General features: G+C 64.9%; 19 protein-coding genes, 2 tRNA genes and 1 pseudogene. 12 read left to right on the top strand and 10 right to left on the bottom strand.

Features of this window, described 5'->3' with window-relative positions; all coding sequences use genetic code 11:
* Positions 1-2 precede the first annotated feature (2 nt).
* From queC to nadA, 3 genes are all read left to right on the top strand, one after another.
* On the top strand, positions 3-677 hold the full coding sequence (queC, locus tag G7026_RS13755) for a 7-cyano-7-deazaguanine synthase QueC (protein ID WP_181071476.1): 675 nt from the start codon (positions 3-5) through the stop codon (positions 675-677).
* 58 nt (positions 678-735) lie between these two features.
* A tRNA-Lys gene (locus G7026_RS13750) sits at positions 736-811 on the top strand.
* Between the two features lie 235 nt (positions 812-1046).
* Complete coding sequence (gene nadA, locus G7026_RS13745) at positions 1047-2105, top strand: quinolinate synthase NadA (protein WP_181071475.1); 1059 nt, start codon at positions 1047-1049, stop codon at positions 2103-2105.
* A gap of 18 nt (positions 2106-2123) precedes the next feature.
* Here nadA and G7026_RS13740 read toward each other — a convergent pair whose 3' ends face one another.
* The gene (locus tag G7026_RS13740) at positions 2124-3554 is read right to left on the bottom strand and encodes a M48 family metalloprotease (protein ID WP_181071474.1); all 1431 of its coding nucleotides are present in this window, start codon (positions 3552-3554) and stop codon (positions 2124-2126) included.
* Positions 3555-3660: 106 nt separating this feature from the next.
* On the opposite strand from G7026_RS13740, the gene G7026_RS13735 reads away from it, so the two are divergent.
* Together G7026_RS13735 and G7026_RS13730 are read left to right on the top strand one after the other, a co-directional pair.
* A complete protein-coding gene (locus tag G7026_RS13735) occupies positions 3661-3912 on the top strand; it encodes a sulfurtransferase TusA family protein (protein WP_181071473.1) in 252 nt (83 codons plus the stop codon).
* Positions 3913-3930: 18 nt separating this feature from the next.
* Positions 3931-5010, top strand: coding sequence for an AI-2E family transporter (locus tag G7026_RS13730; protein WP_181071472.1), 1080 nt, complete (start codon positions 3931-3933; stop codon positions 5008-5010).
* Positions 5011-5051: 41 nt separating this feature from the next.
* Here G7026_RS13730 and G7026_RS13725 read toward each other — a convergent pair whose 3' ends face one another.
* Together G7026_RS13725 and G7026_RS13720 are read right to left on the bottom strand one after the other, a co-directional pair.
* Complete coding sequence (locus G7026_RS13725; protein ID WP_181071471.1) at positions 5052-5525, bottom strand: peroxiredoxin; 474 nt, start codon at positions 5523-5525, stop codon at positions 5052-5054.
* Between the two features lie 58 nt (positions 5526-5583).
* Positions 5584-6141 (bottom strand): glycine cleavage system protein R, encoded by a 558-nt coding sequence (locus G7026_RS13720; RefSeq protein ID WP_181071470.1) that lies wholly within the window; start codon positions 6139-6141, stop codon positions 5584-5586.
* A 222-nt stretch (positions 6142-6363) separates the two neighbouring features.
* Here G7026_RS13720 and dapA point away from each other — a divergent pair, with 222 nt between their 5' ends.
* The 6 genes and pseudogenes from dapA (at position 6364) to G7026_RS13695 (ending at position 11048) form a co-directional block, all read left to right on the top strand.
* The gene (gene dapA / locus G7026_RS13715; protein ID WP_181071469.1) at positions 6364-7242 is read left to right on the top strand and encodes a 4-hydroxy-tetrahydrodipicolinate synthase; all 879 of its coding nucleotides are present in this window, start codon (positions 6364-6366) and stop codon (positions 7240-7242) included.
* Positions 7243-7259: 17 nt separating this feature from the next.
* The gene (bamC, locus tag G7026_RS13710) at positions 7260-8360 is read left to right on the top strand and encodes an outer membrane protein assembly factor BamC (RefSeq protein WP_181071468.1); all 1101 of its coding nucleotides are present in this window, start codon (positions 7260-7262) and stop codon (positions 8358-8360) included.
* A 136-nt stretch (positions 8361-8496) separates the two neighbouring features.
* Positions 8497-9366, top strand: a complete 870-nt coding sequence (locus tag G7026_RS13705; protein ID WP_181071467.1) for a phosphoribosylaminoimidazolesuccinocarboxamide synthase — start codon at positions 8497-8499, stop codon at positions 9364-9366.
* 112 nt (positions 9367-9478) lie between these two features.
* A tRNA-Ser gene (locus G7026_RS13700) sits at positions 9479-9568 on the top strand.
* Positions 9569-9726: 158 nt separating this feature from the next.
* Positions 9727-9825: pseudogene (locus tag G7026_RS22635) on the top strand (lipoyl(octanoyl) transferase LipB); the annotation flags it as partial.
* Positions 9826-10007: 182 nt separating this feature from the next.
* Positions 10008-11048: a hypothetical protein gene (locus tag G7026_RS13695; RefSeq protein ID WP_181071466.1), complete on the top strand. Its 1041-nt coding sequence runs from the start codon at positions 10008-10010 to the stop codon at positions 11046-11048.
* Between the two features lie 290 nt (positions 11049-11338).
* Here the strand turns inward: G7026_RS13695 and G7026_RS13690 are convergent, their stop codons facing one another.
* Genes G7026_RS13690 through G7026_RS13680 form a run of 3 tightly spaced genes read right to left on the bottom strand, consistent with a single transcriptional unit; the run spans position 11339 to position 13786 of the window.
* Positions 11339-12202: a helix-turn-helix transcriptional regulator gene (locus G7026_RS13690; RefSeq protein ID WP_181071465.1), complete on the bottom strand. Its 864-nt coding sequence runs from the start codon at positions 12200-12202 to the stop codon at positions 11339-11341.
* Positions 12203-12204: 2 nt separating this feature from the next.
* The gene (locus G7026_RS13685; protein ID WP_181071464.1) at positions 12205-12828 is read right to left on the bottom strand and encodes a nucleotidyltransferase family protein; all 624 of its coding nucleotides are present in this window, start codon (positions 12826-12828) and stop codon (positions 12205-12207) included.
* Complete coding sequence (locus tag G7026_RS13680) at positions 12818-13786, bottom strand: XdhC family protein (protein ID WP_181071463.1); 969 nt, start codon at positions 13784-13786, stop codon at positions 12818-12820. Before G7026_RS13680 ends, G7026_RS13685 begins: the two co-directional genes overlap by 11 nt.
* Positions 13787-13875: 89 nt before the next feature.
* Here G7026_RS13680 and G7026_RS13675 point away from each other — a divergent pair, with 89 nt between their 5' ends.
* Complete coding sequence (locus G7026_RS13675) at positions 13876-14655, top strand: alpha/beta fold hydrolase (RefSeq protein ID WP_181071462.1); 780 nt, start codon at positions 13876-13878, stop codon at positions 14653-14655.
* 47 nt (positions 14656-14702) lie between these two features.
* Here the strand turns inward: G7026_RS13675 and G7026_RS13670 are convergent, their stop codons facing one another.
* From G7026_RS13670 to G7026_RS13655, 4 genes are all read right to left on the bottom strand, one after another.
* Positions 14703-15335: a UbiX family flavin prenyltransferase gene (locus G7026_RS13670; protein ID WP_181071461.1), complete on the bottom strand. Its 633-nt coding sequence runs from the start codon at positions 15333-15335 to the stop codon at positions 14703-14705.
* Complete coding sequence (locus G7026_RS13665) at positions 15322-16272, bottom strand: LysR family transcriptional regulator (protein WP_181071460.1); 951 nt, start codon at positions 16270-16272, stop codon at positions 15322-15324. Before G7026_RS13665 ends, G7026_RS13670 begins: the two co-directional genes overlap by 14 nt.
* A 21-nt stretch (positions 16273-16293) precedes the next feature.
* Positions 16294-17736 carry an aldehyde dehydrogenase family protein gene (locus G7026_RS13660; RefSeq protein WP_181071459.1) on the bottom strand — a complete coding sequence of 481 codons (1443 nt, stop codon included), beginning with the start codon at positions 17734-17736 and terminating at the stop codon, positions 16294-16296.
* A 232-nt stretch (positions 17737-17968) separates the two neighbouring features.
* On the bottom strand, positions 17969-19405 hold the full coding sequence (locus G7026_RS13655) for a UbiD family decarboxylase (protein ID WP_181071458.1): 1437 nt from the start codon (positions 19403-19405) through the stop codon (positions 17969-17971).
* Between the last annotated feature and the right edge of the window lie 186 nt (positions 19406-19591).

Below are 19591 nucleotides of genomic sequence, written 5' to 3'. Positions count from 1 at the left end.
ACATGAATGAGAAAAGAGCAGTCGTTCTGCTTTCGGGTGGCCTGGACTCGGCCACGGTGGTCGCCATGGCGCAAGCCGAAGGCTATACCTGTTACAGCATGAGCTTCGACTATGGCCAGCGGCATCGTGCCGAGCTGCAGGCGGCCGAGCGTGTCGCGGCGCAGCTAGGGGTCAGGGAGCACAAGGTGGTTGGGCTCAACCTCAACGGCATCGGCGGTTCGGCACTCACCGATGCGCGGATCGACGTGCCCGAAACCCCGGCTGAAGGGATTCCGGTCACCTACGTGCCGGCGCGCAATACGGTGTTTCTGGCGCTGGCGCTGGGCTGGGCGGAAGTGCTCGGTGCCAGGGATATCTTCATCGGGGTCAATGCGGTGGATTATTCGGGGTATCCCGATTGCCGTCCCGAATTCATCGCGGCTTTCGAGCATACCGCCAATCTCGCGACCAAGGCGGGCGTCGAAGGGGAGGGGTTCAGGATTCGCGCTCCCTTGCAGATGCTGAGCAAGGCGCAGATCGTCCAGGCTGGGCAGCGGTTGGGGGTCGATTACGGGCTTACGGTTTCCTGCTATCAGGCTGACACCGAAGGCCGCGCCTGCGGCAAATGCGACAGTTGTCGACTACGCGCTGCCGGGTTTCGCGATGCGAGAATCGAGGACCCGACGCGCTATGCCTGAAATATTTTTTGAGAAAGGTTGATTTCCTCAATCAAATCAGTATCATGCGCTCCGCATCGGGTCGTTAGCTCAGTTGGTAGAGCAGTTGGCTTTTAACCAATTGGTCGTAGGTTCGAATCCTACACGACCCACCAGATTGCTCGAGACGAACAAAAAGCCGAAAACTTCAGGGTTTTCGGCTTTTTCGTATCTACGCTTTTTGATTCGGGTTGCGGGCAACCCGCTTCCCTCGCCGAAGGCGCTTCGCTAGTATCCCCGTCCCTTTGGGGCGTCCGGTGTCCGTTGCTCGCTACCCAATGTCGCTTCAGGTATGCAGTGGTCGGGGTACAATCGAACGCCATGCGCCAACCGTTGCTCGCAGGTCCTAACATGAGCGAAATCGCCGAACGCATCCTCGTACAGGCTCATCTGGCAGCCAAACAGCCCAAGCCACTGACGCCCGATCAGGAGGCCCGGTTGCGTGACGAAATTGCCCAAGAGCTGATCCGGCAGAACGCAGTGCTGGTTGCGCACTACTACACCGATCCGGTGATCCAGGCCCTGGCCGAGCAGACCGGTGGCTGCGTTGCCGACTCCCTGGAGATGGCGCGTTTCGGCAATGAACACCCGGCTACGACGGTTCTGGTTGCCGGCGTCAAGTTCATGGGCGAGACCGCGAAGATTCTCAACCCTGAAAAACGTGTGCTGATGCCCACGCTAGAGGCGACCTGCTCGCTGGACCTGGGTTGTCCGGTCGATGAATTCTCGGCGTTTTGCGATCAGCATCCCGAGCGCACCGTTGTGGTCTATGCCAACACGTCGGCGGCGGTCAAGGCGAGAGCCGATTGGGTGGTGACATCCAGCTGCGCCCTGGAGATCGTTGAAAGTCTGATGGATAACGGCGAAAAGATTCTCTGGGCACCGGACAAGCATCTGGGGCACTACGTGCAGCGCGAGACTGGCGCGGACATGCTGCTCTGGGAGGGTGCCTGTATCGTCCATGAGGAGTTCAAGGCCAAACAGCTCGAGGACATGAAGGCCCTGTACCCGCATGCTGCGATCCTGGTGCACCCTGAATCACCCGAGGCCGTGGTGCGTCTTGCCGATGCGGTGGGCTCCACGAGCCAGCTGATCAAGGCGGCGCAGACGCTTCCCAACCCTGAGTTCATCGTCGCCACCGACCGGGGCATTTTTTACAAGATGCAGCAGCTCTGCCCTGACAAGCAGTTCATCGAGGCGCCCACGGCTGGTAACGGCGCGGCCTGTCGCAGCTGCGCCCATTGCCCCTGGATGGCGATGAATACGCTGGAGCGCACGCTCGACTGCCTGCGTCAGGGAAGCAACGAGATATTCGTCGACCCGGTGCTGGTGCCCCGTGCCGTCAAACCACTGAAGCGGATGCTGGATTTCACCCAGGCCGCGCGATTGAAGCTCGCTGGCAACGCCTGATGGCGTTGCCGTGGTGGCTCAGCGCATCATTTCCTTGATCATCCTCTGCTCCTCGATCATCTGCCGCTCGCGGGCGTCGATGCGCGAGGCCAGCTGGAAGTTCGGCGAGCGCCGCTTGGCCAGGCCCAGCTGCTGGATCGCCTGGTCATAGTCGCCGACCAGGGCGAAGTATTCGGCTCGCGCCTGGTGCAGGCCGACGATGTTGCCGCTCAGTCCACGCACTTCGGCAACCTGATACCAGATATCCGGATCCTTGCTGCGGCGTCCGACCAGTTCGTCGAGGGCGCTCTCGGCTTCTGCCGTCTTGCCCTGCTTGAGCAGCACATCGATGTACATTTGCTGGATCGGATAACTGCTGGGGTAGAGGTTCTGCATCCGCTGCATCCGCTGCAGGGCCTGTGGCAGACGGTTGGCGGTGATGTCCAGTTCGGTCTGCGCCAGGTTGTACAGTTGATTGTCCGGCGCGCCCTGTAGCAGCGGCTGCAGTGTTTCGGCCGCTTCGTCGAGCTGGCCGGTCTTGATCTGGGCCAGCGCCAGGCCATAACGCGCGGCATCGAGTGTCGGATCTTCGCTGAGCAGCGCCCTGAAGCGCTTGGCGCCAGCGCCGGGCGAGCTTTCGAAGCGAAGCTGGACGCGCGCGCGCAGCAGTTGGTAGCGCAGGCTGTCCTCGGCGCCTCCGCTGGCGAACTGCTCGGCCCGATTGCGGGTGTCGGCGATACGCGATTCGGTCACCGGGTGTGTCAGCAGAAACTCCGGCGGTCTCTGGTCGTAACGGTACTGGCGCATCAGGCGCTCGAACATCATCGGCATGGCGCGCGGGTCATAGCCGGCCCGTTCCAGGTTGACCAGGCCGATACGGTCAGCCTCCTGCTCGTTCTGTCGGGAGAAGCGCCGCTGTTCCTGGATGGCGGCGGCCTGGGTCGAGGCGATCGCCGCGATGCCGGCGTCGCCCGCGCCTGCCGCCGCGGCGACGACACCGGCGAGCAGGGCGGCCATCAATGGCAATTGCATGCGTTGCTGGGCTTCCAGGCCTCGGGCGAAGTGACGTTGCGACAGGTGCGCCAGTTCGTGGGCGAGTACCGAGGCGTATTCGGACTCGGTCTGCGCATTGGTGAGGAGGCCGCCGTTGACGCCGATGATCCCGCCGGGGGCGGCAAAAGCGTTCAATTGAGGGCTGTCGAGCAGGATGAACTCGAGGCGTCTGTCCTGCAGCTGGCTGCTTTCGGCCAGGCGATACACGCTGCTCTCGACGTAATCCTTGAGTACCGGATCGGAAATCTGTTTGACCTGGGCGCGCAGCATGCTCAGCCAGGCGCGTCCGAGCTGGAATTCCTGTTCGGGTGAAACGATGCCGGAACTGGCGTCGCCCAGCGATGGCAGTTCGTTGGCCGGCACGGGCATGGCAAGCAGGCAGGCTAGCGTCAGCAGGGTGGGGCGCAGCAATTTCATCCAGAAGGCTCGGGTTACGTGAGATCGCTACTGTAGCGTCGAGGTTGGCCGGCTGGCCAGAGGTGGGCCCTGCTCGGTATCCTGACGACCTTTGTGGAGACTGATCATGAATGACGCAGCAAACGGTGACATCCCCGTCGCCGCCGAGCTGGACGCCAGCGGGTTGGAGTGCCCGATGCCGTTGCTCAAGGCGAAGCTCGAACTCAACCGGTTGGCCAGCGGCGCAGTCCTCAAGGTGATCGCGACCGATCCGGGTTCGCAACGAGACTTTCGCAGTTTTGCCAATTTGGCCGGGCATGCCTTGCTGCATGAAGAGGTGGATGCCGGCATTTATCGTTACTGGTTGCGCAAGGCCTGAAGGCCAACAAGGAGTCGCATGCTCAAGGTTCTACGCGGTTGGATGCATCGCTATTTCTCCGACGAGGAGGCTGTAGTCCTGGCGGTTCTGCTATTTCTGGCGTTTCTGCTGGTCCTGACCCTTGGGCGGATGCTCGCTCCGGTTATCGCCGGCCTGGTGCTGGCGTTTCTCATGCAGGGGCTGGTCGGCACGCTCGAGCGCTTTCGTGTGCCCCACCTGGCTGCCGTCTGGCTGGTGTTCGCGCTGTTCGTCGGTGCCTTGTCGGTGTGCATTCTGATTCTCGTGCCGCTGCTGTGGCAGCAGGGCTTCACCTTGATCAACGAGCTGCCGCGAATGCTGGTCGAGTGGCAATCGCTGTTGTTGCTGCTCCCAGAGAGCTATCCGCAACTGATCACCCAGGAGCAGGTGCTGCGCGGCATCGACGCGATCCGTGGCGAGTTCGGTCGCTTCGGCCATATCGCGCTGACGTCCTCGCTGGCCAGCCTGCCGCTGTTGCTCGGGTTGATGATCTATCTAGTGCTGGTTCCGATCCTGGTGTTCTTCTTTCTCAAAGACCGCCAGCAGATCAGTAACTGGATCAGCGGTTATCTGCCCCGCGAGCGGGGCCTGATCACCCAGGTCGCCCAGGAGATGAACCTGCAGATCGCCAATTACATTCGCGGCAAGTCGATCGAAATTCTGATCGTCGGCGTCGTGTCCTACGTGGTGTTCGCCTTGCTCGGTCTCAATTACGCGGCGCTGCTGGCCCTGCTGGTCGGGTTTTCCGTGGTGGTGCCCTATATCGGCGCCGCGGTAGTAACCGTCCCCATTGCATTGATCGGCCTGTTCCAGTGGGGCTGGGGCGATCAGTTCATCTATCTGATGGTGGCCTACGCGATCATCCAGGCGCTGGACGGCAACGTGCTGGTGCCGCTGCTGTTCTCCGAGGCGGTGAACCTGCATCCGGTTGCCATCATCTGCGCGGTGCTGCTGTTCGGCGGGCTGTGGGGCTTTTGGGGGGTGTTCTTCGCGATTCCGCTGGCGACGCTCTTCAAGGCGGTGCTCAACGCCTGGCCACGCCATGGCGCGGTGGCGGTGACCGAAGATCCGGTCGCTTGAATGTTAAGGGAGGCCGCTGCCCGGCGGCCTCCCTCGATCGATCAGCTCGCGCTGAGTGCGCGTGCCGCTTCGAGCACTGCATCCACATGGCCGGGGACTTTCACGCCTCGCCATTCCTGGCGCAGGACGCCCTCGCGGTCGATCAGGAAGGTGCTGCGGTCCACGCCCAGGTATTCCTTGCCGTAGAGCTTCTTCAGCTTGATCACGTCGAACAGCTGGCAAAGGGTTTCGTCCTTGTCGCTGATCAGTTCGAACGGGAACGCCTGCTTGCGCTTGAAGTTTTCATGGGTCTTCAGGCTATCGCGCGACACGCCGAACACGAGCGTGTCGGCGGCCAGAAACTCGGCATGCCGATCGCGAAAGCCCTGGCCTTGGGTGGTGCAGCCGGGGGTGTTGTCTTTCGGGTAGAAGTAGAGCACGACCTGCTTGCCCTTCAGCGCTTCGAGGCTGACGGACTGTTCGCTGGTGGCTTGTGCCTGGAACGGCGGTACCGGTTGGTCGAGTTCGACGCTCATCATTGCTCCTTCGGTTTTGCCTGACGCTGCGGCCGGCGCCGCAGCGATTCCGTGATGACTAGGGGTTCTGCGGGCGCCAGGGTTCGATCAGGGCGTCCAGGTTCAGGGCATCGGCAAAGTCGAGGAACTGATCGCGCAGCCAACTGATCTGGGTGCCGGCCGGGAGGGTGACGGTGAGCGTGGCGTTGAGCATGGTGCCGCCTGTCTGCGGCGCCTGGTAGGTGTCACAGGTCAGGCTTTCCAGTGCGACGCGGTGGTCGATGAAGAACTGGCACAGCTCGCTGAGAATGTCGGGACGATAGACCGCACTGACGTAGGCCACGTAGGGCAGGGCTTCGGGGCGGGCTTCCGGTGCCGAACTGCGGATGATGCTCAGGGTGAAAGCGTGTTTCTTCGACAGCGCCGGCAGCGCCGACTCCATGCGCGCCAGCGCATCCCAGTTGCCGGAGATCTGCAGGACCAGGGCGCTATGGTCACCATGACGGCTCAGCCGGGTGCTGACCACGGCGCAGCGGTTCTCGTGGCTGGCTCGGCAGAGCACATTGGTAAGCTCCATGGCGTTGGCGCCCAGAGCGCTAATAACGAGGAACTGTTCGCGTACGAGAGGGGTGGACATGCAGCTTTCCTGGGGTGATGAATCGGTCGGCCAGCCAGGCCGAAAAGGGCTAAGGTTAGCGAACTTCGCTCGCCGAGGGAAATTCATCGCCGCCGAACAGATGCCTCGGGTGCCGGCAGTCGAGGACTTGGCTTCTCTCGCAGCGCGACCGCGCGGCGCGCTCGCAAAGCGTATTGGAGCCTTGTACCATTACGCCTCTCTTTTTCCGGCAGGAGTGGTTGCATGATTGCGGGCAGTATGGTGGCACTGGTCACGCCCATGGATGCGCAGGGTGGTCTGGACTGGGACAGCCTGAGCAAGCTGGTGGATTTCCATTTGCAGGAAGGCACCAACGCAATCGTTGCGGTCGGTACCACGGGCGAATCCGCCACGCTCGACGTATCCGAACATATCGAAGTGATCCGTCGCGTCGTCGGCCAGGTCAATGGCCGTATTCCGGTCATCGCCGGGACGGGCGCCAACTCCACCCGTGAGGCCGTCGAGCTTACCGAGAACGCCAAGACCGCCGGTGCCGATGCCTGTCTGTTGGTCACTCCGTATTACAACAAGCCGACCCAGGAAGGGCTCTACCTGCACTTCCGCCATATCGCCGAAGCCGTCGCGATTCCGCAGATTCTCTACAACGTGCCTGGTCGGACCGCCTGCGACATGCTCCCTGAAACGGTCGAGCGCCTGTCGAAAGTCTCCAACATCATCGGTATCAAGGAAGCGACCGGCGACCTCGGCCGCGCGCGCGACATCCTCGACCGCGTGGCCCAAGACTTCCTCGTCTATTCCGGTGACGACGCCACGGCCGTCGAGCTGATGCTGATGGGCGGCAAGGGCAACATCTCGGTGACCGCCAACGTCGCCCCTCGCGCCATGAGCGACCTATGCGCGGCGGCCATGGCCGGCGATGCCGAGACCGCGCGAGCCATTCATCAGCGCCTGATGCCGCTGCACCAGCAGCTGTTCATCGAGGCCAACCCGATTCCGGTGAAGTGGGCATTGCACGAGATGGGCCTGATGCCCGACGGCATTCGCCTGCCGTTGACCTGGCTGAGCCCGCGCTGCCAGGAGCCATTGCGTCAGGCAATGCGCGAATCCGGTGTACTGGTTTGAACGATAAGGGAATACGCATGAAGCGATTGGCCGGTTTCTCGACCCTGGCGGTGATCATTGCCAGTACCAGCGGCTGTGGCTGGCTCTGGGGTGACGATGGCTATTTCCGGGACCGTGGAAACGACTATCTGTCGGCCCGCCAGACGGCACCGATGCAGGCACCGCCTGGCAGCGTAGTTCGTCCGGTCGAGCCGCTGTTGCCGATCCCGCGTAACGTCGCCGACTCGCATGCCTCCAGTGATTACGAAGTGCCGCGCCCGCAGCGCCTGCAAGTGGCCGCTGAGGCCAGCGAGTTCAGCCTGCAGCGCTCCGGCGATTCGCGCTGGCTGGTCGCGATGCGCACGCCTTCGCAAGTGTGGCCTGCCGCGCGTCAGTTCTTCATCGACAACGGTTTCGAGATTGCCGAGGAACGGCCGCAGACCGGCGAGTTCGTCACGGGCTGGCAGACCCGCGAGCAGATCGACTCGACCCTTGCCAGCAGCCTTGGCATGCGCAACGACGAGTCGCGCTTTCGCGTACGGATAGAGCCGGGCGTGCAGAGCAATACCAGCGAGATCTTCGTGGTCAGTGCGCAGCGTCCCGCCGGCAGTACGGCAGACGTCGCCTGGACCGAGCGCTCGGTCAACACCAGCCTCGATGCTGCTCTGCTCGACGAACTGCGCACGGGCCTGGCTCGCTCCTCCGAGCAGGGCGGTTCGGTGTCGCTGCTGGCCGAGCGTGACTTCGATGCGCCGGACCGGGTGCGCCTCAGCGAGGACGGCAACGGCAACCCGATGCTGCAGCTGGAAAGCGATTTCGATCGCGCCTGGTCGCGCATCGGCCGCGCCCTCGAGGCAGCCGATATTCGCATCGACGACCTCGACCGCAGCCTGGGCGTCTATTACGTGAACCTGGCCGAAGGCGCCCAGCGCCCTGAAGAGACGCGTGGCTTCTTCTCGCGCCTGTTCCGCCGTGGTCCGTCGCAGGAGGACATCGATGCGCGCGCCGAGCGCTACCAGGTGCGCATCACCACGGTGAGCGGCAGCGCCCAGGTGACCGTCGAGCGCAACATCAACACCGTTGCGCCGAGCGATATCGCGCGCCGTGTGCTTACCCAGCTTCAGGACAACCTCGGTTAAGCCAGCGCAACGGCCACCGAGCAGATAGGCGAAGCCCCTGGGTTTCGCCTATTTCATTTCAACGCGCCGCAGCTCGCCCGAACGCCTGGCATGGCCAGGATCGCCTGGCAGCTTCGCACGCTACCGGGACACCGACATGACTGCACCGACTCAGCTCAGCCTCAAGAAGATCTACTCCGGCAAGGTACGCGACCTCTACGAGATCGACGCCAACCGGATGCTCATGGTGGCGACTGATCGCCTCTCGGCATTCGACGTGATCCTTGCCGAGCCGATTCCCGAAAAAGGCAAAATCCTCACGGCGATCTCGAACTTCTGGTTCGACAAGCTCTCGGGTATGGTGCCGAACCATTTCACCGGCGACCGCGTCGAGGACGTGGTGCCCGCCGCAGAGCTGCCGCTGGTCCAGGGCAGGGCGGTGGTGGCCAAGCGACTCAAGCCGGTAGCGGTCGAGGCCATCGTGCGGGGCTACATCGTCGGTTCGGGCTGGAAGGAATATCAGCGCAGCGGCACCGTCTGCGGCATCCAGCTGCCAACCGGCCTCAAGGAGGCCGCCAAGCTGCCCCAGCCGATCTTCACGCCTTCGACCAAGGCGGCGGTCGGCGACCACGACGAGAACATCTCCTTCGAGCAGTGCGAGGCCATCATCGGCAAGGAGCTGGCTGCCAAGGTCCGCGACACCTCGATCGCCCTCTACAGCGCCGCGGTGGAGTATGCAGCGACCCGAGGCATCATCATCGCCGACACCAAGTTCGAATTCGGCCTGGACGAGAACGGCACGCTGACGCTGATGGATGAAGTCCTCACGCCCGACTCCAGCCGCTTCTGGCCCGCCGACAGCTACGAAGAGGGGCGCAACCCGCCGAGCTTCGACAAGCAGTTCGTCCGCGACTGGCTCGAAAGCACCGGCTGGAACAAGCAGCCACCGGCACCGGCCGTACCGGCGGAGGTCGCCCAGAAGACCGCCGACAAGTACCGCGAAGCGCTGACCCGGCTGACTAGCTGATACCCGCGCAATACAGCGTGACTGCGTAGCAGCCGCAACCTGCTGAAAAGGGTAAAAAAATAGCGGCTCGGGGTTCGACAAATGCATCCGAGCTGATATGATGCGCGCCGCTGGAGAGATGCCGGAGTGGCCGAACGGGACGGATTCGAAATCCGTTGTACCTTCGCGGGTACCTAGGGTTCAAATCCCTATCTCTCCGCCATTATCAAGAACGACGAAAGCCCCGCCGCACTAAGCATGCAGCGGGGCTTTTTCGTTTATGGATTTCCGGTCAAAGGTAAATTTGGGATGCGCAGCCGATACCAATCTGCATGCGCGGCAGCCAACAACTGTATGCCTAGGCGAAACAGTGGTGTCGCCAACACCCGAGGGCCCGAGATTTCCGACGAACTCTGGCTCCTCCATCATTCGCCGATATTCAGCCAGAGCCAGGCCGGCAAGGCCGAGCACCTGCTGTTCCAGGCTATGGGGCAGTGGCAAGATCGCAGCAGTAAAGCGCTGCGAGGCACGGGCTAGGGACTAATCCCCTTCCGCCCTCATTTGGCTCTCTTGATCTATACCGCAACCCGAACGGACCGACAAAACTCTCCTTTGCTTCGCCTGTGATGTACGGAGCTCATCAACGCGAACAGGAGATTCCAATGTCAAAAATAACTCCTTTAGCTGCTGCATTTTTGCTGGTGGCAAACGGCAGCGTCCTGGCCAACGACCATGTGGCTGAGGTAGAGCAGTACGGCATCAGCAACATTGCAGAGCAGACGCAGAGTGGTGTTATGCAGCGGTCCTTGGTTCTTCAGGTCGGGATCGAGAACCGCGTGCTTACAAGCCAATCCGGTACCAGCAGCGAGGGTGGACAGGCAGGCGTCGCGCAAGTAGGGACGGCGAATTCGGCCGAGATCTATCAGGTGAATGGAAGCCGTCCCGGCATGGCCAGCGCCGATATCTATCAAGCTGGAACTTCCAATAACGCCACGCTCGAGCAGCACGAATACCGTGACGAACTCGCTGTGTCGGCGGCTCTCCACCAGGAAGGGGACGGTAACCAATTCGATGCCAGGCAAACCTGGGTAGGCAATGATCTCGACGTTGTTTCGATTGGCCAAGGTAACGTCGTTCAAGTGGACCAGTCCGGTTTTAGCACGGCGGAGATTCAGCAGAATGGCACGGCGAATCTGGTGCGGCTGGAGCAGGTGAGCACCGGTATCGGAGGTGGTTTTGCTGTGGTTGAACAGACCGGCACCGCCAACCGGGCAGATATATATCAATACTCGGGGCGCTACCCTGCCGGTGATGTGTTCCTGGATCAAGTTGGAGACGCGAACATCGCCACGATTATTGCTGGCAGTAGTTACAGCACATTGGACTATGCACAGCGTGGTACAGGAAACGAGCTTGATGCTTATATCAACGGGCAAAACAGCAGCCTAACCGGATATTCGGAGGGCGAGTACAATACGGTGGTATCGTCCCAGTTTGGGGACAACAACAAGCTGGATATTGCTCAGGTTGGCTCTTACAACCAAATAGAAGCCGCTCAAGAGCTTTATGCCCATGAATCACTCGTCAGCCAAACGGGTAACGCTAACCGGGCTTTCCTCAGGCAAGGGCAATCACTCGGCGGTAATTCAGCTGGTATCGTTCAGAGCGGTAGCAGCAACTTAGCCAGCATCCTTCAGCAGTAGAGCGATCCGTAAAGAGTCGAAGCCGTGCATATGCGCTGGCTGTTGATAGCAGCGCATTTCTAGCCGATGATCGAGTCCAAGGCGTATCGAGATCACCTTCCTGTATTACGCCGAAACGAGCCGGCAAGTAGGCTGGAACCCGCAGAATGCCTCTGTTAAAAAACGATGACGCCCCGCCGCGCTGAGCGCGCTGCAGGGCTTTTCGTTTTCGGGGTTCCGGTTAGCCGCCGCGACTGTCATCCGTTGGATGCATCGCGGTTAAAGTGGTTGAGCTAACCAGTACCCTCAGGTCACTCCCTGTCGCTTGCGCGGTAGCTGTCCACCACCCGGCGGTACTGGCTCGGCGAGGCGCCGATGTGCTGGCGGAAGAAGCGGGTGAAATGACCCTGCTCGGAGAAGCCGAGGTTCTCGGCGAGCTGGCCGAGCGTGCCGTTTCGTTCGCGTTCCAGCCAGAGGAAGGCGCGGCGCATGCGTGCGTCGTTGACCATCAGGGTAGGCGTCATGCCGGTGTCCTGGCGGAACAGGGTGAAGAAGTGCGCCCGCGACAGCCCGGCGGCCTGCGCCGCGTTGGTGAGGCAGTCGGGGTCGTCGAGGTGGTTCTGCAGGTAATCGCAGGAACGTCGGATGCGCGCGTCGCGAAAGCCCTGGCGGACCTGGGCGCCGAGGCGGCGCAGGTGTTTCCACTGTGAGTAGTCCTCGATCAACTCGATGAGAAAGTCGAACAGCAGGAATTCGATGCGCTCGCGCGGCACCAGGCCGACGCTGCAGGCCTCGGCGATCAGCTGGTCGGCCATCGCCCGGTTCTTGCTGTTGAGCTCGATGCACGGCTGCGAGAAGAAGCCCGGGTGCGCGCTCAGGGCCAGCGACTGCTGCGCCTCGGCCAGCCAGGCCGGCTCGATGTAGAGCGCGAGGATCTGCGTCTGCTCGGCGCCGGGCTGGTAGTCGTAGTAGTGCGGCTGCCAGGCGTTGACGAGCACCGCGCAGCGATCGGTCAGCGGCACCTGGCGGCCGTTGACGTTGAAGAAGGTGTCCGCCCCGGACGCCTTCACCAGTACATGGCACTCGTGATGCGAGTGGGTGACCAAGGGGCGGTCCATGTCGAGCAAGGCGACCCGCCCGAATTTGCCGTGAAAGACGCGTTGTGCCGTGGACATCGCTAGCTCCTTGCGGGTCGGTGGATGGAAGGAGCGGCGGGCGCTGGGCGCCCGTCGAGGTCGGTGGGCCGGTCGACGTCCAGCAGGATGCCGGAATCCTCGACCTGCACCGACCGGTAATGGTCGGCATGGCAACGAATCAGGCCGCGCGCGCCCTCGTCGCCGTCGAGTTCACACAATGCCGGCCAGAAGGCGCGGCCGAACAGCACCGGGTGCCCGGGACGGTCATCATGGCACGGTTGCAAGATGCGTGCGGCGTCGGCCTCGGCGATCAGTCGGGCGCAGGTCTCGGGGCGGACCCAGGGCATGTCGCCGAGCAGTACCGCCAGCGCTTCGGCCGAATGCGTGGCGAGCGCCGCGACGCCGGCCGCCAGGCTGGCGCCGAGGCCGCGTTCGGCCAGCGGCGTGTGCAGCACCCGGACCTGCGGCGGCAGGCGCAGGTCGTCGATCCGGTCGTCGTCGCGCAGCACCAGCAACAGTTCGTCGAAGACCGCCGCGGCGTTTTCCAGGCTCGCCTCCAGCAGCGTGCGACCGTCGGCCAGGCGCGCGCGGCGCTTGTCGGCGCCGAAGCGGCTGGCGCGTCCGGCGGCCAGCATCAGGCCCACCACCTTCGCTTCAGAGTTCATCGCGGGCCTTGCCGTGGTAGACGCGCAGCACGTCGGCGACCACCGACAGGGCGATCTCGGCGGGTGTCTTGCTGCCGAGGTCGAGGCCGATGGGCATGTGGATGCGGGCGATCTGCTCCGCCGACAGGCCGCCGACCCGCGCCAGGCGTTCGGCACGCCGCGCGGAGGTCTGCCGCGAACCCATGGCGCCGATGTAGAAGGCCGGCGTGCGCACCGCCTCCATCAGCGCCAGGTCGTCGATGCGCGGGTCGTGGGTGAGGGCGACCACCGCGGTGGCCTCGTGGCAGTTGCCAGCGACGATGAATTCCGACGGCAGCACCGAATGTAGGCGCACGCCCTCGAGCGGGCGCTGGTGCATCTCCTCGCGCGGATCGCAGGCGATCACCTCGCAGCCGATGGCGCGGGCGAAGCTGGCGCAGTATTCGGCCACCGGCGACAGCCCGGCGAGGACCAGCCGCAGTGCCGGGCCGATGCGCAGGCGCACGCGCTCGTTCTCCACCTGCGCTACCGCGCCGCCACGATCGTCGGCGGCCAGGGCGAAGGCGCCGGAGGTCAGCTCCAGTTCGCGCACCTGCCGGCGCTGGCCAAGCAGGGCGTCGTACAGGCCCTGCAGGTGGTCCGCCCAGGCCGCGTCGGGGGTGCGATACTCCACCAGTACCTGGAGGATGCCGCCACACGGCAGGCGTAGCCGCTGGCGCTCATCGCCGCTCTCGCCGTAGCGGACAATCTGCGTCGGTGCGCGCAGCTCGCCGCGCGCCAGGCTTTCGAGGAAGTCCTCCTCGACGCAGCCGCCGGAGAGCGAGCCGACGAACTGGCCGTCGGCTCGCGCCACCAGCATCGCGCCGGGTGCGCGCGGCGCCGAGCCGTAGGTGGAAAGTACAGTGCACAGCCAGACGGCGTGGCCTTCGTGGACCCACTGCAAGGCGGTTTGCACCACCTGAAGGTCGAGTTGGCGCATTGTCAGAATCCCCATGACGGATGCGGTCGCCGGTGGCGCCGCGCAAATCGGTTAACCTTCGAGCCCCCAGTCAGACGGGCCCGTACTCCATGACGCACCGCCAATACCTCGAGACCGAAGCCGCCACGCTCGAATATCGGTTCCTGCACCCGTCGAATTCGACCGGTCCGACGCTCGTCTTGTTGCACGAGGGGCTCGGCAGCCTCGACCTGTGGAAGGACTTCCCGGCGCAGTTGGCCGAAGCCTGCGCCGCGCCTGTGCTGATCTACAGCCGCCAGGGCTACGGCCGCTCCAGCCCGGTGCCGCTGCCACGGCCGCTGGATTACCTCAGTGTGGACGGCCCGGACGAGCTTGGCCGGGTGCTCGACGGCCTGGCGCTCGAGCAGGTGGTGCTGGTCGGCCACAGCGACGGCGCCTCCATCGCGCTCGCCTATGCGGCTCGGCAGGATCCGCGAGTAGACGGCGTGGTGGTACTGGCGCCGCACGTCGATGTCGAGCCGGTCAGCGTCGAAGGCGTGCGCCGCACGGTCAAGGCATACACCCGTGGCGACCTGCGCGAACGCCTGCACGCCTACCATGGCGACAACCTCGACGGGGCTTTCCGCGGCTGGAGCGAGACCTGGTTGAACCCGGCCTTCGCTGCCTGGAACCTCTACCCGGAACTGCTGCGCATCCAGGTGCCGCTGCTGGCGATCCAGGGACGGGAGGACGAGTTCGCCACCCCGGCGCAGCTCGAGACCATCGCCCGCGAAGTCGTCGGTCCCTGTCGGACGGTGCTGCTCGAACACTGCCGGCACTTCCCGCAGAACCAGGCCCGCCCGCGCGTGCTGGCGTTGATCGCGCAGTTCCTGGCGACGCTGCCCCGCTGAGGGGCGGCGCGGCCTCCGAAGGCGGGCGGGGGGCGGGTGCATGAGGGTCAGCGCTCGCAGGTCGTCGCCTCGATCTCGTCGAGGGTCGGCAGGTCTTCGGGCGTCTCGCGCCAGCGCCTGACCACGCCGAGCTCGATGTCGAACAGATCGAGCACGCGGCCGAGGGTATGATCGACCATCTCCGCCAGCGACGCCGGCCTGGCATAGAAAGCCGGCACCGGCGGGGCGATGATGGCGCCGAGCTCGGCCAGTTCGGTCATGGTGCGCAGGTGGTTCCGGTGCAGCGGCGTCTCGCGCACCATCAGCACCAGGCGCCGGCGTTCCTTGAGGATTACGTCGGCGGCACGGGTCAGCAGGGTGGAGGTCACGCCGCTGGCGATCTCCGACATCGAGCGCACCGAGCAGGGCGCGACGATCATGCCCAGCGTCTTGAACGAGCCGCTGGCGATGGCCGCGCCAATGTCCTGGTTGGAGTAGCACACGGTGGCCATCGGCTTGAGCTGCGACCAGGACAGCCCGGTCTCGTGGGACAGCGTGATCAGCGCCGATTTGGACACCACCAGGTGGGTCTCGATCGGCGTGTCGCGCAGCAGCTCCAGCAGGCGCACGCCGTAGATCGCGCCGGACGCGCCGGAAATGCCGATGACGAGCCGCTGCGGGCGGGGACTAGCTGAGTTCATGGTCTGCATCCTGGAGAGCGCCTTCCTTGTAGAAGTGGATGGCGTTGAGCGCGGTGGCCAGTGTCTTGCTGATGATGTCGATGAACAGGGTCGCCGCCGGCGTCAGCGGGCGGCGGCTGTCGTGCACGCAGACCATGCGCCGGGTGATGCCTGGGGCGGCCAGCGGATAGGCGCGCAGCGCGCCTTCCTCGAGGCCGCGCTGCAGCACGGTGGCCGGCAGCACGCTGATCCAGTCGCTGCGGCGCAGGAAGCTTTCAATCACCGTGAGGTCGTCGAGCTCCAGGTGCGGTGCCAGCTCCAGGCCTTGGGCGGCGAGCGCCTGGTCGATGACCATGCGCAGGCCGTGGCGGCGCGACGGCAGCACCAGCTTGAGCCCGCCCAGCGCGGCCAGCGATACCGGGGTCGGAATGCGCAGCCGGGTGGTGGCGCCGGTGGCCACCAGCAGCTCCTCGTCGAGGATATCCATGCGGTGCAGGTGCTCCTGCTGGAAGCTCTGGTTGATCACCGCGAAGTCCAGCGCGCCGGACAGTACGCGGTCGATCAGGTCCTGGCTGTAGCCGTAGCTGACCTGCAGCTCGACGTCCGGGTGGTGCTCGACGAAGTAGGCCAGGGTGCTGGCCAGCGCCTGGTTGGCCGCCGAGGCGATCAGCCCGGCGTTGATCCGCCCGCCGATCTCGCCGCTGCGGTCGATCAGCGTCTGCCGCGCCTCCAGCAGCTCGCCGAGGATCGGCATGAACAGGCGATAGGCCTGCACGCCGGCCTCGGTCGGCGTCATGCCCTTGGGCGTGCGCTCGAACAGCGGCTGGCCGAGCTCCTCTTCCAGTTTGGCGATCTGCATCGACAGGGCGGGCTGGACGATGTTCAGCCGCTGCGCCGCCTTGGTCACCGACCCTTCCTCGTACAGACAGGTGAAGTACTTCAGCTGGCGCAGTTCCATCTCAACCTCGTCGATGTCGGCCTACAGGGAGCCGACATTCTGGTAGACGTGCTTGAGCTCTGTAAAATCCAGCAGCGCGTCGTAGCCGTGCAGGCGGCCGAGGCCGCTCCTGCGATAGCCGCCGGTTTCCGCCTCGGCGAACAGTTTATTGTGGTCGTTGATCCACACCGTGCCGTTGCGCAAGGCCCGGGCCAGACGCATGGCGCGGGCGCCGTCGCGGGTCCAGACGCTGGCCGAGAGGCCGAATTCGGTGTGGTTGGCGCGGCGCACGGCCTCGGCCTCGTCCTCGAAGGTTTCCAGCACCAGCAGCGGGCCGAAGATTTCCTCCTGGCAGAAGAAGGCGCTGCTGTCCTGGTGGGCGATCAACGTCGGCGCGAGGAAGGCGCCCCGTTCCAGCGTGCCGCCCGGGCGGCCGCCGGTCAGCAGCACCTCATCGCAGCTGTCCAGCGACTCTCGGATGCGCTGCTCCACCTGGTCGCGCGATTGCCGGTCGATCAGCGGACCCATCTGCGTGGCGGCCTCCAGGCCGTGGCCGAGGCGGATATCCGCCAGCGCGGCGGCCAGCGCCTGCTTCATTTCCGCCGCGCGGCTGACGTGCACCAGTACGCGGCGGGCGGCGGTGCACTGCTGGCCGGAGATGATGGTCGCGGCGGCGGCCAGCTTCGGCGCCACCGCGGCGACGTCGGCATCCTCCAGCACCAGGCAGCAGGACTTGCCGCCGAGTTCCAGCGACAGCTTCTTCATGGTCGGCGCGGCGTCCTGCATGATCCGCGTGCCGGTGGCGGTGGAGCCGGTGAAGCTGAGCACGTCGACCTTCGGCGTGGCGACCAGGTAGGCGGCGCCGGCGTGGCTGGTCTCGGCGAACAGGTTGACCACCCCCGGCGCCAGGCCCGGCAGCTCCAGCAGCGGCGCGAGGAAGGCGGCGTTGAACAGCGCGGTCTGCGGCGCCGGCTTGACCACGCAGGTGCAGCCGGCGGCCAGCGCCGGGGCCAGCGCGCGCACCAGCAGCACCGCCGGCGCGTTCCAGGGGATGATCAGCGCGGCTACGCCGGCCGGTTCGCGCAACATGGTGGAGAACTCGCCGGGCGCGACCTCCAGCACGTGGCCGGGGTTGTGCCGCGCGAGGCCAGCGTAATAGAGAATTTCCGAGATGGCGCCGCCGATCTCGCCGCGCGACTGCGCCAGCGCCTTGCCGTTCTCACGGGTGAGCAGGCTCGCCAGTTCCTCCTGGCGGCTCTTCAGCGCGGCTGCCCAGTCCAGCATCACCTGCTGGCGCAGGCGCGGATTCTGCGACCACTGCGGATTTTCGAAGGCGCGTGCAGCGGCCTCGACCGCGGCGCGCGCCTGGGCTTCGCCGCCGTCGGCGAAGCGGCCGATGAGTTCGCCATTGGCCGGGTCGAGGCTGTCGGCCCACTGGCTGTCGTCGCTCCACTGCCCATCGATGAAATGTCGTGCCTGCTGCATCTGATTCTCCTGTCCGGCAAAGCTGCTTGTGCTTGTTTTTCAGCTATGGGCGAGGGCGCCGTGCCCTTGCCTGTCTTGACCTGAGCGGGTGGCGTCCCGGGCCTGGCGCCTTGTGGGCGGCCAGCTCGGGGACGCCTGAACGCCTGGGCGTCGAGAGAAGACGGGGTCCCTCCGGTTGACCGTCGGGCCCGTTCGCGGAGCGCGTCGCAGTACGCCGCGCATCCGCCGCCGGTCAGCCGTCGTGCGGCTGGCCGAACAGTTGCTGCCAGCCGGCGCCGGCCGGCTGGCAGACCGTGGCGAGGTCGACCTCGGTCTCGCCCGGGACACGGATTCGCTTGAAGCGCATCGGTGGGGCCGCCAGCGGCACCGTGGCGTCGAAGCCCATCTTCGAGCCGACCCCATCGCGGGTGGAAGGATCGAGCTTGGAGCCCTGGGACTCGTGGATCAGCACCAGGTCGCGGTCGGCCTGGAAGCGGGTCGCCACCGCCCACTCAACTTCGGTGGGGTTGTGGATGTCGACGTCGGTGTCCACCACCACCACGTGCTTGATGTCGTAATGGCCGGCGAGCGCGCCGAGGATAACGTTCTTCGCCTCGCCCTCGGAGCGCTTGTCGATCTGCACGTACAGGTGGTAGCGGCACACGCCGCCGCGGGCCAGATGCACATCGCGCACGCTGGGGAAGCTGCGGCGCAGGTGCGCGAGCATGGTCGCCTCGCGCGGGATGCCGCCGAGCAGCAGGTGCTCGAGACCGCCGCCGACGATGGTGTGGAACAGCGGCGCCTGGCGGTGGGTGACGGCGTCCACCTCAATCACGTGGCGTTCGGCGCGCTCGCCGTAGTACTGCGGGAACTCGCCGAACGGCCCTTCTTCCTCTCGCGCACCCGCCACCAGGCGGCCCTCGACCACGATCTCGGCGTCGGCCGGCACGCGGATGCGGTTGGTCACGCATTGCGCCACCGGCAGCGGGCGGCCGTGCAGTGCGCCGGCGATCTCCAGTTCGTCGTGATCGATCGGCACGATGGCCTGCGAGGCCATCAGCGTCAGCGGGTCGGAACCGATCACCACGGCGACCTCCAGGTCCTCGTTCTCGCGCTCGGTTTCCTGGAAGAACGCCAGTGCGTGGCGCGGCAGCAGCAGCGCGCCGAGGCGGTTGCGGCCGCTGACCTGCAAGCGGTGGATGGATACGTTCTGCACGCCGGTGCGCGGGTTGCGGGTGATCAGCAGGCCGGCGGTGATGTAGGGGCCGCTGTCGTGCTCGTTGTGCGTGGGGATGGGCAGTTGGGCGAGCAGATCGACGTCGCGATGCACGACCTGCTGGCAGGGCGCGTCGGTGACGTCCTGTGAGGGCAACGGGTTGAGGCTGGCGTGTTCGAAGCGCGCCAGCACCTGGCTCGGTTCGACCCCCATGGCCTCGGCCATCCACTGACGGTCCGACAGCAGGCCGGAGATCACCGGGATCTCGTGGCCGCCCGGTTTCAGGAAGAGGGACGCGCTGTGACCATCCAGGCGGTTGGCGATGGCCGCGACGCCGAAGCGCAGGTCGGTCCCCGGATGCACGATGCTCAGCCGCTGGGTTTGTTGCAGATGATCCAGCCAGCCACGCAGGCTGGCGCCGAGTGGCAGGATTGGGGAGGCGGATTCGGCCGAGGGCGAATGCTGGGACAGCATGGCGATACTCTCTCGTGATTATTGTTTTGGCCATGCTAGAAGCGTCGCGAAAGGCTGCCTATTAAGCTTTTCTGATGCGCGCCATCAGTGCCGGCGATGCCCTGTCCCCATTTGCACGACAGGCCGTTCGTACCCGCGCTGGCCATAACGATCCCTGATCCCCGACATCATTATTCCCTAATGGCT

Source organism: Stutzerimonas azotifigens, assembly GCF_013522725.1.
Lineage (GTDB): Bacteria > Pseudomonadota > Gammaproteobacteria > Pseudomonadales > Pseudomonadaceae > Stutzerimonas > Stutzerimonas azotifigens_A.
Note: the sequence above shows the minus strand (reverse complement) of the source record. Positions and strands in the feature narration are given on the sequence as shown.